Raw genomic sequence first — 13,538 nt, forward strand, 5'->3', positions numbered from 1 at the left:
CCTGGTCGTCGACCAGGGGCCCCCGTTCTCTTTCAGGCGGCAAGCTCCACGATGGACATGTAACGGCCCACCGGCGTGACCGAGCGCGTCGCGAGACCGGCCCGCCCGGCCAGGACGTCGATCTCGTCGAGCCCACGCTCACGGCCCGCGTAGTAGGTCAGCATCCGCAGGTCCATGCCCGTGTTGACCGCGCCGGCCGCCTCCACGACCAGCACCACGCCGGTGTCCCCGGCCGCCTCGCCGCAGCGGCGCAGGATCGCGGTCGCCCGCTCGTCGTCCCAGTCGTGGATGATCGCGGAGAGCAGGTAGCCGCCGGCGCCGGCCGGGAGCGGGTCGAAGAAGCTGCCCTCGACCACCGCGGCCCGGTCGGCCAGGTCGCCGTCGAGCAGCCGTGCGCGGGCCGCCGCGGCCGGGCCGGGCAGGTCGACCACCGTCCCCGTCAGCGTGGGATGGGCGGTCAGCAGCACCTCCAGCAGCGTGCCGCTCCCGCCGCCCACGTCGACGACGCTGCCCAGCGCCGCCCAGTCGTACGCGTCGGCGATGCCGCCGTTGTCGAGGCTGATGTGGTGGCCCATCAACGCGTCGAACATCGCCGAGTGGGCCGGGTCGGCCGCGACGTCGGCCCAGAACGGTCGCCCGTAGCGCACCGGGTAGGCGGGCTCACCGGTGCGCACGGTGTGCAGCAGGTCGACGAAGGCCAGGTCGCCCTTGCCGACCCCGCCCTCGATGTCGAGCCACGCCCGCCGCCCGCCCGGATGGTCGTCGCGCATCTGCTCGCCCAGCGCCGTGAGCGTGTGGTGGCCGGCCTCGTCCACGGTGAGCAGGCCGACCACCACCAGATGCCGGAGCACCCGCCCCAGCGCGTCGGCGTGCACCCCCGCCGCCGCGGCGATCGCGGCGGCGGTGTCCCGGCCGGCGGCCACGTGGTCGGCCACCCGCAGGGTCGCCGCCACCCGGATCGCCATCGGCGTCGCGAGGTCGGCCAGTGCCCGCAGCCCCGTCACGCCGGGTGCACCGTCATCGGCAGGCCACCGCGCACCCGCAGCGACAGCATCGGCTCGGGGACCGCGCGATAGCCCGGCGGCTTGGCCAGGCGCAACTCGCGCGCGACCATCGCGATGACGAACGTGGCCTCCATCAGACCCAGGTTGTTGCCGACGCAGAACCTCGGCCCCGCCCCGAACGGGATGTACGCGTACCGGGGCCGGGACGCCGCACCGTCCTTGCGGAACCGCTCGGGCGAGAACCGCTCCGGATCCGGCCAGAACTCCGGGTTGCGATGCAGCGTGTACGGGCAGATCAGCACGTCGACGCCCGCCGGCACCGCGTACCCGCCGATGGTGTCGGGTGCCTGCGGGATGCGCGAGAGCATCCAGACCGGCGGATAGAGGCGCATGGCCTCCTCGATGACCATCGACGTGTACGGCAACCGGTGCAGGTCCGCGTAGGTCGGCAACCGGTCCCCCAGCGCGCCGACGGCCTCGTCGTGCAGCCGCCGCCACACCTCCGGATGCTCGTCGATCAGGTGGAACGCCCAACTCAGCGTGCTCGCCGTGGTCTCGTGCCCGGCCAGGCAGAGCGTGATCAGCTCGTCCCGCATCCGCTGGCGGCCGACCGCCGGGTCGCTCTCGGCCGTGGTCGACTGGATCAGCCGGCTCAGCGCGTCGTCGCCGCCCGGCCGCTCACCACGGTCGGCGACCAGCCGGTCGACCACCGTCTGCAGGTGCCGCCGCGCCCTGCGGAACCGGAGTTGGCGCGGCAGCGGCAGCCACATCGGCACGGCGCTCATCGTGACCATCTCGAACATCGCCTGGTCCTGCATGGCCTCGAACGAGCCGCCGATGTCGCCGAGACCGGCCAGGTCCGCGTCGAGCAGGGTGCGGCCGAGCACACCGAGGGTGAGCCCGGTCGCGGCGCCGGCCACGTCGACCGGGTCACCGCCGATCCGCGCCCGCAGACCGGCGACGAACCGGGCCGCCTCCTGCGCGACCACGTCGGCCTGCCGGGCGATCCGCTTCGGCGAGAACACCGGCTGGATCACCCGCCGCTGCTTGCGCCACAGGTCGCCCTCGCTGGTCAGCAGCCCGTCGCCGAGCGCCCGCTTGGCCTGGGCCAGCCCGACGCCCTTGTGGTAGTTCTCGGGGTTGTCGGCCAGCACGTGCTTGGCGTGGTCGGGATGGTTGAAGAAGAACAGCACCTTGGGCCCGATGGCGATCCGCGCGGCGTCGCCGAACGTGGCCGCGGCCGACGACATCAGGCCGAGCCGGTCCTTGTTGAGCTTCCGCAGCAGGCCGGGTGCCGCCCAGAAGGGCGGCCCGGGCGGCACCCGGCGCGTCTCGGCCAGCGTCACGTCGTCGCCTCGCTCGGCTCCGGCACGCGACCGATCTCGCTCACACCGCGGAAGTGGCCGTTGACGAAGACCAGCGAGTCGGCGTCGGCCTCCCAGCGCAGCGAGACGACGCTGCTGAGGAAGATCGTGTGGTCGCCGCCGTCGTACGTACGCCAGACCCGGCACTCGAAGTGGGCCACCGCGTCGTCGATCAGCGGTGCGCCGGTCACCTCACCGGGCGTCCACTCGATCTGGTCGAACTGGGCCAGGCCGAGCGGCCGCCACCGGTCGGCGAAGTGCCGCGCCACCTTCTCCTGCCGGTGCCCGAGCACCGAGATCCCCAGGCTGCCGGCCTCGGTGAGGATCCGGTGCATCACCGCGTCGCGGCTGACACAGACCAGCACGAGCGGCGGATCGAGGGACACCGACGCGAACGAGTTGGCCGTCATCCCGTGCGGCGTGCCCGATCCGACGGTCACCACCGTCACCCCGGTGGCGAACGTCCCGAACGCCCGTCGCAACAACTTCGAACCTGCCAGCCCGCTCGGGGACTGGAAGTCGCCGTTCATCTCGCCTCCCCTTGCGCGTAGGGCTGGAGGGCCCGCGCCAGTGCGTCCGGCACCCGGGCCGGGACCGTACGGTTGTTGGGTCCGCGCATGCACGCGACCCGCTGCCGGCCCCGGGCGACCAGCGTCTCGCCGCCGCCCGGGTCCAGCCGCACGTAGTCGAAGCCGAACTCGATCTGGGTCTGCGCCAACTCGACCAGCCGCATCCGCACCGACAGGTCGTCGAACGCGGTGATCTCGGCGAAGAACTCGCAGTCGACCTTGAGCGTGAACAGCTTCAGGTCGCCTTGGAGGTCGCTGAGCACGTCGGGCGCCCGCTGCTTGAGGAACATCTCCCGGCACCGGCCCTGCCAGCGCAGGTAGTTGACGTAATAGACGTTGCCGACGATGTTGGTCTCCTCGAACCCGACCGTGTGCGGATACTCGAAGTACTTGCTCATCGGCGGGACCACCCGTCCGTGAGCACCGCGGCCACGACCGGCTCGGCGGTGTCCCGCAGGCCGGTCACCAGCGTCGCGATCCGCAGCGTGCCGGAGGCGAGCGTCAGCCAGCCGTCGGGCCCGACCGCGGTGACCGTGAGTGGCGAGTGCACCGGCAACCCCACCTTGCGCAGGCACTCGATCGCCGACCACACCCGGGTCGCCGCGGTGTCCCGCGCCTCGCCGGTGTCCTTCATGATCTGCCCCGCCAGCCCGTCGTGCGGGCCGAGCAGGCTCGCCCACGTCGCGTCGGTCCGCGCCGTCACCGGCTCCAGGTCGCAGCCGAGCGTGCCGTCACCACCGACGCAGAGCGTGACGCCGGCACCGTGCGCGACGGAGACCGCGCGCCCGTCGCCGACCTCCGGGCGGCCGTCGGGCCGACGCCGCAGCAGCACCGGCCCACCGAAGACGCGGCCGGCGGCGATCTCGGTCCGGCTGCGCCGGGTCGCGGCCGCCTCCGGCGGGACGTCCGCCTGGTCGGGCTCGACCGCCACGCCGATCCGCGCACCGAGCAGGTCGTCCAGCGACCGCTCGAGATACGTGCCGAGCAGCGGCGCGGGCCAGGGGCCGCGTCCGTCGCCCTTGCGGACCGCCTGCAACCGCAGGCCTTCCCAGCGCTCGACGACCTCGCCGCCGGGATTCCGGACGACGATGTCGTACGTGTAGCTGTCGCCGTCCCGGGCCCGCTCCACCGCGGTGAACCGGGCCTCGCCCTTCTCCGCGAGCAGCGGACCGGCCGCCTGGACCCGCTCGATGCCCGCCGGCAGCAGGGTCGCGTGCGGCACGCAGACCTGGATGCCGTGCATGAGCGCGTCCCGCATGCCCGGGTCGCCGAGCAACAGGTCGCCCGCCAGGAAGCCGGCGAACCAGCCGTCGGCCGGCAGCGCGGCGACGTCTACGTCCACGTGCCGGGCGGCGACCCGGTGGTAGCCACGCAGGCGCTGGAACCGCTCGCCCTGGAACAGGATGCCGCCGTACAGCTCGGCCGCCGGGTCGAGCGGCACCACGGGGAGCCCCTCGACCTGGTCGGGCGGACCGTCGGCGGCCGGCGGCACACCGAACCGCAGCCGGGCCCGGAAGTGGTCGACCGCGAAACCGGTGTCGGCGGCCCGGATCGCGACGTCGACCAGATCGTCGCCGGTGACGACCGTCGCGATCCGGACCGTGACGCCACCGTCCGGCGGCACCACGATCGGCCGCAGGAACTCGACGTCCTCCATGGCCGGCGGACCGGCCCAACCCGTGAGCGCGGTGGCCACCTGGGCCATCGCCTCCATCCCGAACACCGCCGGGAACAGCAGGTTGCCGTCGAGCAGGTGGTCGGCCAGGTAGGGGTCGGTGCCGGCGTTCAGCTCGACCTCGCTGACCAGCTCGACGCCGTGGTAGTGGACCAGCGGCGTCCCGACGAACCGCAGGAGCGGCAGCGTCGGCGTGTCCCGGCGGACCGTGTCGATCCCCTCGGTGCGGCCGCTGACCACCACGACCGGCGGCGCGTCGGGGTCGGCGAGCAACCGGCGCAGCAGCCGGACGCCCTCGTCGGGCGAGATCGGCACGATGCCCTCGCGCTGGAGGGTCTCGACGACCGAGAGCCGCTCGCCCATGCCGACCCCGGACCAGACCGACCACTCCAGACAGAGCGTGCGACAGTCCGGGTACGCGGCCGCGAAGGCAGCGGTCCGGTCGGCGAGCCAGTCGTTGGCCGTCGAGTAGTGCGCCTCGCCGCGCAGGCCGGCCCGGCCGATGATGCTGCCGAACGTGACCAGCAGCTTGAGCGCGCTCCGGTCGACCGCCGCCAGCACCGCGGTCAGGCCGTCGAGCTTGGGCGCGAAGGTCGTCCGGAACGCCTCGGCGTCGAGATTGGACAGTGCCCGCGGCTCGTTGCGACCGGCGCCGTGCAGCACCGCGGTCACCGGCCCGAGCTCGGCGCGCACGGTGTCGACCGCCGCACCGACCTGTGCCGCGTCGGTGACGTCGGCCCGCACGTAACGCACCCGTACCCCCGCGGCCGTCATCCTTTCCAGGTTGGCCGCCAGCTCCGCGTCGGCACCGGGTTCGCTGCGACCGAGCAGGGCCAGCGCCGCCCCGGTGTCCCGCGCCACGGCCAGCGCGCACTCGGCCGTGATGCCCTTGCCGCCACCGGTCACGAGCAGCACGTCGGTGGCGTCCAACGGCGCGCTGTGCCGGGCCGGCGCCAGCGGCATGGGCCGCAGGGTCGGCACTCCGCGTACGCCGTCGGTGTCGTAGTGCACCTCGCTGAAGCCGGACGTGGCGGCCACCTCGGCGACCACCGTGCCCGGGTCCACCGAGCCGTCCGGGACCCGGATGACGGTCGTGCGGATCCGCGGGTTCTCCAGGCGGAGCGACTTGGCCAGGCCGGCCGCTCCCGTGCCGCGCTGGACGACCACGAACCGGTCGCACCGCACATCGGCGACGGCCGCCTGGCCGCCGTCGAGCGCCAGCGCCAGGTCGGCCTCCGTGCACTCGGCCGGCAGGATCACCAGCACGCCGCCGCCCACGCCGCCGTTCTCCAGCGCGTGCCGCAACGGCTCGGCGAGCAGGTCGTCGGCGCGCGACCAGACCCGCCACGGCTCGTCGGTCTCGGCCTCACCCCGCGGCGGCAGGGGCAGCGGGTCGAGGTCGACGGAGAACGCCCGCGACCAGGCGGCCGCACCGGCGACCGCCATGGCCGCCGGCGCCCTGTCCCCGGCCGTGTCGGCCAGTTCTTCCAGCGCCTGGGCGAGCTCCACCACGGTCGCGACCGCGAAGTTGGTCGGCGTCTGGGTGCTGGGGATCGAGAGCATCTGGGCGGCCTGGTTGACCACCTGACCCACGGTGATCGAGCTGAGGTGCAGCTCGTCCAGCAGGGTGCTCTCGTCCCGGACCATCTCGATCGGCAACTCGGCCCGCTCGGCGACGAGCCGGCGGAGCAGTTCGAGCGGCGGTTCGCCGGCGGCGACCTCGACGGTCTCCGCGGCGGCCGGCTTCGTGGCCGGGGACCGCACCTCGAGTGCCGGCGCCGCCTCGCAAGGGCTCGCGAAGAAGGAGAACTCGGCGCCGACCCGCAGCGGCCGGACCAGCCGGCCGTGGAACAGCGCCTCGTCGACCCGGCAGGCACCGATGACGTACGCGGCACCGACCGCGTTGAGCAGCCCGCTGACCGACTCGTCGTCGGTGTCCAGGGACACCGCCGGCACCCCTGTCCCGGCGGCCAGCGGACCCAGCACCCGGCCGGGACCGACCTCGATGAACAGGTCCACCTCCGCGGCCGCCCGCTCGACGGCCTGGCTGAACAGCACCGGCTCGGTGATCTGGCGGCGCAGCAGGTCCGGCACGTCGGTGTCGGGCGCCAGCACGGCGCCGGTCACCGTCGAGAAGACCCGCCGCTGCGGCGATCCGATGGCCTCGCCCGCCAGCCGCGCACCGAACGCGTCGGCCGCGGGCGCGACCAACGGCGAGTGGAAGGCGTGGGAGACGCGCAGCGGCGTCGCGGCGAGGCCCGCCTCGCCGGCCCGCCGGCCGACCACCTCGACGGCCTCGGCCGTGCCGGCCACCACCGTCTGCTGTGGACCGTTGTAGCCGCCGATCACGACCGGCAGGCCGGCGAGCAACGGGACGACGGCCTCCGGGGACGCCGCGATGCTCGCCATCGTGCCCGACGAGCTGTGCTCGGCCATCGTCCGCCCGCGCACCTCGGCGGTGCGCAGCAGCGTGTCCTCGTCGAGCGCACCGGCCCAGTGCAGCGCGGAGATCTCGCCGAGGCTGTGCCCGACCGCCACGGTCGCCTCGATGCCCAGCGCCGACAGCACGCGGAGCCCGGCCATCGAGCCGGTCACGATGCGCGGCTGGGCGACCGAGGTGGCCACCATGTCGCCCGAGGTCGGCAGTGCGGCCCTGGTCCACACCTCGTCGACCTCGGCGAACCGGCGGCGCAGCGCGCCGCCGCCGGTGCCCCGGCCCGAGCCCTGGCCCGGGAACAGGTAGCCGATCCGGCCCGGGCCGCTGGCGTGGCCGAGGAAGCACCGCTCGTCGGCGCTGACCAGACTGGTCTCGCCGGCGTCCAGCGCGTCGCGGATCCGGTGCAGCCGGGCCACGGCGTCGTCGGGCGACGACACCACGACCGCCGCCCGGAAGGGCAGGTCGCGCAGGTCGCCGTGCAGGGTCGCGGCGAGGTCGGAGAGCTGGGCGTACGCGACCGTGGCCACGAACTCGGCCAGCCGCTCCAGCCGCTCGCGCAGCTCCGCCGGCGACTCGCCGTCGACGAGCAGCAGCTCCACGTCCTGGCCGGAGGACGCCAGCCGCTCGGTGCGGCCGTCGAGACCCCGCCGCTTGCGGGGCGCGACGCCCTCCAGGACCACGTGCGTGTTGATCCCGCCGAAGCCCATCGCCGTGATGCCGGCCCGCACAGCGGGCAGGTCGGGCCAGGGCTCGGCCCGGCGCAGCACGCGCAGCGCCGGCCGCTCGTCGCCGTCGTCGCTGAGCAGCTCGTGCGGCGCGACACAGCCGATCGCCGGGGGCAGCACCTGGTGGTGCACCGCCAGCGACGCCTTGATCAGCCCGGCCACGCCGGCCGCGGCCTTGGTGTGGCCGATCATCCCCTTGATCGAGCCGATGGCGGCCGGCGCCGAGTTCGGGTCGGCCGCCCGGCGGGCCAGGGACAGCGCGGTGAGCTCGGTGGCGTCACCGACCCGGGTGCCGGTGCCGTGCCCCTCGAACAGGCCGATGCTGTCGATCCCGAAGCCGGCCCGCTCGTAGGCCCGGTCCAGCGCGAGCTGGTAGCCGCTGACCTCGGGCCGGGTGATGCCGCCCTTGCCGTCGGAGGAGATGCCCCAACCGGCGACGGTGGCGTAGACGCGATGGCCGGCCGCGCGCGCCTCGTCCTCGCGCATCAGCACCACCATCCCGCATCCCTCGCCCGGCCAGAAGCCGTTGGAGCCACGGTCGTAGACGCGCATCTCGCCGGTGGCCAGCGCGCCGGTCTTGGCGAAACCGATGATCTCGAACGGGTCGATCGACAGGTCGACGCCGCCGGCGACGGCCACGTCGACGTCGCCGTCGAGCAGCGTCTTGCTCGCCGTGGCCACCGAGAGCAGCGACGACGAGCAGGCGCCGTCGACCGTGTAACCGCCGCCCTTGAGGTCGAAGTGGTTGCAGATCCGGCCCGCGATCGTGTTGGAGAGCCCACCGGCCAGCGAGTCCTCGTCGACCGCCGGGAACGGGCTCTTGAAGGTGGCCTCGAACGAGTCGAGGAAGCCGACCAACTGGTCGTCGTCCCAGTCCTGCTCCTTGAGCGCCGCGGCCACCATCCGGCGGACGAACGGCCACCGCAGGCGCAACTGGTTGGCCCGGGCGAACTCGCCGGTGAGCGTGTTGCCCACGACCACCGCGGTGCGCTCGCGGGGCAGCCCTTCGCCCATCGGGAACCCGGCGTCGCCCAGGGCCTGCGCCGCGACATCGAGCGCGAGCCAGTGGGTCAGGTCCGTCGAACGGTAGGTGCTCCCGGCGATCTTGTAGGCGATCCGGTCGAACTGGTAGCCCTCGATCACGGCGGCGTTGCGCGCGTAGAACTTGTCCGGGGCGGCCGGGTCCGGGTCCCAGTAGTCGTCGAGCCGCATCCGCTCGTCGGGCAGGCGCCGGAAGGCCCGGCGCCCGGCGACGGCGTTCTCCCACAGCTCGCGGGGTGAGGTGGCGTCCGGATAGCGGCAGGCCATCCCGACGATCGCGACACGGGTCATGCGGAGACGACCTCCTTGCTGCTGGACTGCGGCTCCGCCGGTTCGTTGCCGTTGAGGCTGGCCGCGGCCGGGACCTCGGTGCGGTCGCGCGCCTCCTCGGCCTCGCGCTGGACCCGGGCCCGCTCGATGAAGAACAGGGTCCAGTGGAAGCCGCCACGGAGCAGACAGACCGCGGCGGTGGCGAAGAAGATGCCGTACGCGATGCCGAAGCCGGTGATCAGGCCGTAGGTGACCGCCACGCCGGCGCCGAACGCGATCTGGGCCGCGGGGCGCGACGGCGTCGTACCCGGGTCGGTGATCATGTAGTTCGTGAACAGCACGAACGCGACGCCGGTCATCATCGCCAGGCCGGCGGGGATGGACGTGTCGAGCAGCAGCCCGCGGACGACGGCCTGGAGCGCGAACGCCGTGACCCAGCCGAGGATCAGCCACATGCGACCGGTCAGCTTACCGTTGATCATGGTGCCGCCGACGATGATGACCGCCGGGATCACCCAGTCCCACGCACCGTAGAGGTACTCGGTGAAGTGGTAGGGCGGGGCGACGCTGGCCCACGGGAAGACCAGCAGGATGATCGCGATGCCGAAGTTGGACGGGTTCATGTAGTGCCGCATCCGGCCCCGGATCGGCGCCTGGAGCACCCACTTGGCCCCGATCGCGACCGCGACACCGAAGAGCATCGCCCATAGCTGGTCGTTGACGTAGATCAGCATGTTCAGCGCGAGGCTGGTGATGTGGGCCGGGTAGAGGAACTCGACGACCCCGCGCAGGCCGTTGCCGCGGAAGCGCGGTGCCCGGCCCTCGACGCGGGCACCGATGACCTCGAGCCCCATCTCGATCGCGTAGCCGGTGAAGATGGCGATGAACGGCCAGGTCCACGGCTGCTCGAAGCCGAAGACGGTGAAACCGAGGATGTTGAAGACGGTGATCGAGATCGCGAAGTTGCGGAGCGCTTTGATCACCTTCGGGTCGTGGCGCGGCGGGTTGACGGTGCGGTCGGCCATGTCGGTCACCTCTCCTGGGCCTGGGCGCCGAGCTCGAGCGAGTGCCAGCCCGGGTTCATCGAAAGCTGTTGCTGCCGCAGCTGACCGGTGCGGTCCCGCCAGGTCAGCTCGACCGTGACCGGTCCGCTGACGTCCTTGCCGAGTCCGATGTGGACGTCTTGGCTGCGCTTGCCGCCGTGGCCGCTGCCACCGTCGACGCGGCCGAGCAGCACCCGCCCGTCGGAGGTGGTCACCCGCACCTGGGCGCCGACGACCGGGGAGCCCACGGCCGGGTCGGTCGTGGCGGCCGGGTCGGTCGTGCTGGTTGGTTCGGTCGTCGCGGCGCCGGCCGGGTGGGTCAGGCGCAGGCCCAGGAAGGCGCCCGCGTCCGGGCTCTCGTTGTGGTAGAACACCGGCTCCTCCCACTGCCGGGCCACCGCGAAGTCGAGGCGCCCGTCACCGTCGGCGTCGCCGGTCGCGATGCCCCGGGTCGGCACCGGAACGTCGAGCCCCAGCTTCGGTGCGAGGTCGAAATAGCGGCCGCTGTCGGACTTGACGAAGAAGTGCAGTCGTTGGCTGCCGCCGATGTCGTCACCGGAGCGCACGTGCGGCCACCAGGTGGTGTCGCTGAGCAGGCCGTCGTTCGCCATCGCGAGCTCCTGCAGCTGGGGCCAGCGGTTGACGTCGCCCTTGACGAAGCCGGTGGTCTGCGCGACGACCAGCTCGCCGCTGTTGCTGAAGTCGGCCAGCTTGACGTCCCAGCCCCAGCCGGACCAGGCCAGGCCCAGATCGGCGCTCCTGTCGGCGAACGGCGCCTTCCCGTCCTGGAAGTGCGCCCGCAGGTTGTCCCGGTCGCTCGCGTCGGAGACGAAGGCGAAGTGGCTCTCCTCGAGACCGAACGTCGTCGCGATGTTGCTGACGTACATGTCGTAGAGGCCGTCGCCGTCGAGATCGCCGAAGTCGACGCCCATGCCCTTGAAGGAGTCGCCGCCCACCCGCTTGGACTTGGGCACGAACGGCTTGCGCACCTCCTTGACCGCGGAGAACGAGATCCGGCCCGGCGTGGAGCGGTTGTAGAGCAGCCGGTCGGGCCCGAAGTCGTGGGCCACGTACAGCTCCGGAAGCTGGTCGCCGTCGAAGTCGTTGGCACCCGACGCGAGCGCCCAGCCCTTCGAGATGTCCCGCGGCAGGACGTCGCTGACCATCTCGTACGTGGCGGTCGGCGCGGACCCGGCCGTGCCGCCGGTCCACCGGAAGAAGTAGTCCTCACCGCCGTTGAAGGCGTTGGACATCGACTGGTTCATCGCGACGCCGGTGCTCTTGGTGTCGTCGAGCACCGGGCCGTGCGGGAAGTAGTTGCCCACGAAGATGTCGGGGTGGCCGTCGCCGTCGAAGTCGTCGACCGCCACCGTGTTGGTGTTCCACAGCGGCCCGCTGTAGCGCGAGCCGGCCGACTGCGGCGCGAGCTCGACGGCCTGGAACGACGACGTGGTCAGCGCGGTCGCGCCGGCCTTGGCGAGGTAGAGGATCGGTGTCCGGCCCCAGAGGTAGACCAGCAGGTCGATCCGGCCGTCCTCGTTGAAGTCGCCGGGCACGCAACCCATCGGCGCCATCGGCTCGAGCATCGGCAGCGGCGCCGGGTCGAGCGCGAACGGCGCGTAGCGCACGTTGCCGAGCCCCGGCACCGGCGTGACCACCACCTGGTCGATGCGCGGGTCCGTGATGCACAGGTCGTTGGGCAGGCCGTCACCGTCGAGGTCGTTCATGGCGACCCCGGCACCGACCGAGGAGATCCACGCGTCGATGTCCTTGTAGTCCTGGTTGACCGTACGGATGGCCTGTTGCCGGAACCCGCCCGGCAGCGCGATCGAGCTCGACCGGAAGGCGAACCCGCTGGCGAGCTCGTCCAGGTCCCCGGCCGACGCGCTGGGCAGCCGGCCCAGCTGGAAGAGGACCGCGACCAGGACCAGCGCCGCGATCGCGGGCAGCCGCCGACGCAGCCACGAGGCTTTCTGAGACATCTAACCTGACCTCCGATAGACGAACTCCTGTGCGTCCGGCAGATCCCGGATTTCGCTTCGGCAATGACATTTCCGAGCCACCGTCGCGCGCATCGAAATGCGATCCCCGCGCCGATACCGGTGAGCGCCGGTTTCCATTCCTAGCCCTCCGACCAGGGGAGACTCCCCACTCACTGGCTGGTGAGTGCGCTGCAATCGAGCCTCGCAGGGGGGCCTGGCGATGTCTTCTTCGGCTGTGCGCCGGGGTTCTTCGTTCGTGCGGTACGGGCGTTATGCAGGCAACATCCGGCATTCACGCGAATAGATTCGACGTGAATAGCTCAACAAGTCGAGCGAGCTACGGAAGGTGCCACGCGCCGACGGTCCGGGCAGCAGCGAAGCTGGCCCACGCGACGGTCTCGACGAGCGCGGCGTCGTCCGCCCGCTCGGCCCGGAACGCGCGCACCGTCTCCTCGTCGACCTGATATGACGCGAGCGCGACGAGCAGCGCGAGCCGGCCGGCCGAGCGGTCGGGGCCGGCCAGGCCCGCGACCGCGTCCTCGCACCAGTCGCGGCTGAGCCCGGTCTCCTCGCCCCGCCAGGTCGCGAGCCTGCCCCGCACGAGCGCGCGCACCGCGGGCGACACCGACCGGGCACCGGCGGCCTCGAAGGCCGCGGCGGCCCGGGCCACGGCGTTGGCGACCGAGGGCTGCCCGGCCGCCCAGGCCGCGTCCGGCGGCAGCAACGCCTCGGCCAGCAGCGGCAGCGACCGCCCCGCCGGATGCTCCTCGCGCAGGCTGGCGGAGAGCAGCCGGCTCACGCCGCGCTTCATCCGCCGCTTGGCCCGCGGGCCGAGCTGTGGCGGCAGCAGGAAGCTGGTCAGGAACACGTTCACCATGCGGCTCAGGTAGTGGAAGGCGACCACCACGCCGACCAGCTCGGCGCGCTCCGCCGCCGTGAAGGCCGGCTGCACCGCGGGGAACTCGTCGGGCCGGTGGGCGAGGCGCGCCCACGCCGCCAGCCCACGGACCCGCGGATCGGCCACGTCCTCGACCCGGTCGGCGACGATCGCCTCGGCATCGTCCTCGGTGGACAGGTCGTACATGCCGGTGCTGTGCATGTCGACGCAGTAGGGGCAGATGTTGGCGACGGACACCGCGGCCGCCACCGCCTCCTTGGCCAGCCGGTCGACCGCACCACCGGTCATCAGCGGCTCGCGCATCAACATCCAGTAGGCGGCCAGCGCCTCCGGCGCCGGCGAGTGCAGCAGCAACGGCGGCACCACGAGCCGCATCTCCTGGGCGGCCTGCTGGTAGACCTCGGCCACCAGCCCGCCGGGCGCGGGCGCCGGCACCGGCACCGGCGTCACGTACTTGACCTGACGCTGGACGACGGAGGAGACGACTCTGCCGGCGACCATGGGTTCCTCCCGGGATCGGTCCTGGCACC

The 13,538-nt window shown here is 72.8% G+C and carries 8 protein-coding genes; all 8 read right to left on the reverse strand.

Annotation, left to right across the window (positions count from 1 at the left end; all coding sequences use genetic code 11):
* Positions 1-32: 32 nt before the first annotated feature.
* The 8 genes from Asi02nite_RS08230 to Asi02nite_RS08265 all read right to left on the reverse strand — a co-directional run bounded on the left by Asi02nite_RS08230 (position 33) and on the right by Asi02nite_RS08265 (position 13,509).
* Complete coding sequence (locus tag Asi02nite_RS08230) at positions 33-1,004, reverse strand: methyltransferase (RefSeq protein ID WP_239126565.1); 972 nt, start codon at positions 1,002-1,004, stop codon at positions 33-35.
* Entirely contained in the window at positions 1,001-2,350 is a 1,350-nt protein-coding gene (locus Asi02nite_RS08235; RefSeq protein WP_203711570.1) for a cytochrome P450, read from the reverse strand. Before Asi02nite_RS08235 ends, Asi02nite_RS08230 begins: the two co-directional genes overlap by 4 nt.
* Positions 2,347-2,898: a flavin reductase family protein gene (locus Asi02nite_RS08240; protein WP_203711571.1), complete on the reverse strand. Its 552-nt coding sequence runs from the start codon at positions 2,896-2,898 to the stop codon at positions 2,347-2,349. The genes Asi02nite_RS08235 and Asi02nite_RS08240 overlap by 4 nt, the downstream gene beginning before the upstream one ends.
* Entirely contained in the window at positions 2,895-3,335 is a 441-nt protein-coding gene (locus Asi02nite_RS08245) for an acyl-CoA thioesterase (protein ID WP_203711572.1), read from the reverse strand. Before Asi02nite_RS08245 ends, Asi02nite_RS08240 begins: the two co-directional genes overlap by 4 nt.
* Positions 3,332-9,106: a type I polyketide synthase gene (locus tag Asi02nite_RS08250; RefSeq protein ID WP_203711573.1), complete on the reverse strand. Its 5,775-nt coding sequence runs from the start codon at positions 9,104-9,106 to the stop codon at positions 3,332-3,334. The genes Asi02nite_RS08245 and Asi02nite_RS08250 overlap by 4 nt, the downstream gene beginning before the upstream one ends.
* Positions 9,103-10,110 carry an RnfABCDGE type electron transport complex subunit D gene (locus Asi02nite_RS08255; RefSeq protein WP_239126566.1) on the reverse strand — a complete coding sequence of 336 codons (1,008 nt, stop codon included), beginning with the start codon at positions 10,108-10,110 and terminating at the stop codon, positions 9,103-9,105. Before Asi02nite_RS08255 ends, Asi02nite_RS08250 begins: the two co-directional genes overlap by 4 nt.
* Positions 10,111-10,115: 5 nt before the next feature.
* Positions 10,116-12,110 (reverse strand): CRTAC1 family protein, encoded by a 1,995-nt coding sequence (locus Asi02nite_RS08260; RefSeq protein WP_203711574.1) that lies wholly within the window; start codon positions 12,108-12,110, stop codon positions 10,116-10,118.
* Between the two features lie 337 nt (positions 12,111-12,447).
* Positions 12,448-13,509 carry a carboxymuconolactone decarboxylase family protein gene (locus Asi02nite_RS08265; RefSeq protein ID WP_203711575.1) on the reverse strand — a complete coding sequence of 354 codons (1,062 nt, stop codon included), beginning with the start codon at positions 13,507-13,509 and terminating at the stop codon, positions 12,448-12,450.
* Positions 13,510-13,538: the final 29 nt, after the last annotated feature.

This window comes from Asanoa siamensis (genome assembly GCF_016862555.1).
GTDB lineage: Bacteria > Actinomycetota > Actinomycetes > Mycobacteriales > Micromonosporaceae > Asanoa > Asanoa siamensis.

Coding starts and splice junctions, on each gene's coding strand:
- Asi02nite_RS08265 (WP_203711575.1), bottom strand. CDS start 13,509: ATGGTCGCCGGCAGAGTCGTCTCCTCCGTCGTCCAGCGTCAGGTCAAG.
- Asi02nite_RS08260 (WP_203711574.1), bottom strand. CDS start 12,110: ATGTCTCAGAAAGCCTCGTGGCTGCGTCGGCGGCTGCCCGCGATCGCG.
- Asi02nite_RS08250 (WP_203711573.1), bottom strand. CDS start 9,106: ATGACCCGTGTCGCGATCGTCGGGATGGCCTGCCGCTATCCGGACGCC.
- Asi02nite_RS08245 (WP_203711572.1), bottom strand. CDS start 3,335: ATGAGCAAGTACTTCGAGTATCCGCACACGGTCGGGTTCGAGGAGACC.
- Asi02nite_RS08255 (WP_239126566.1), bottom strand. CDS start 10,110: ATGGCCGACCGCACCGTCAACCCGCCGCGCCACGACCCGAAGGTGATC.
- Asi02nite_RS08240 (WP_203711571.1), bottom strand. CDS start 2,898: ATGAACGGCGACTTCCAGTCCCCGAGCGGGCTGGCAGGTTCGAAGTTG.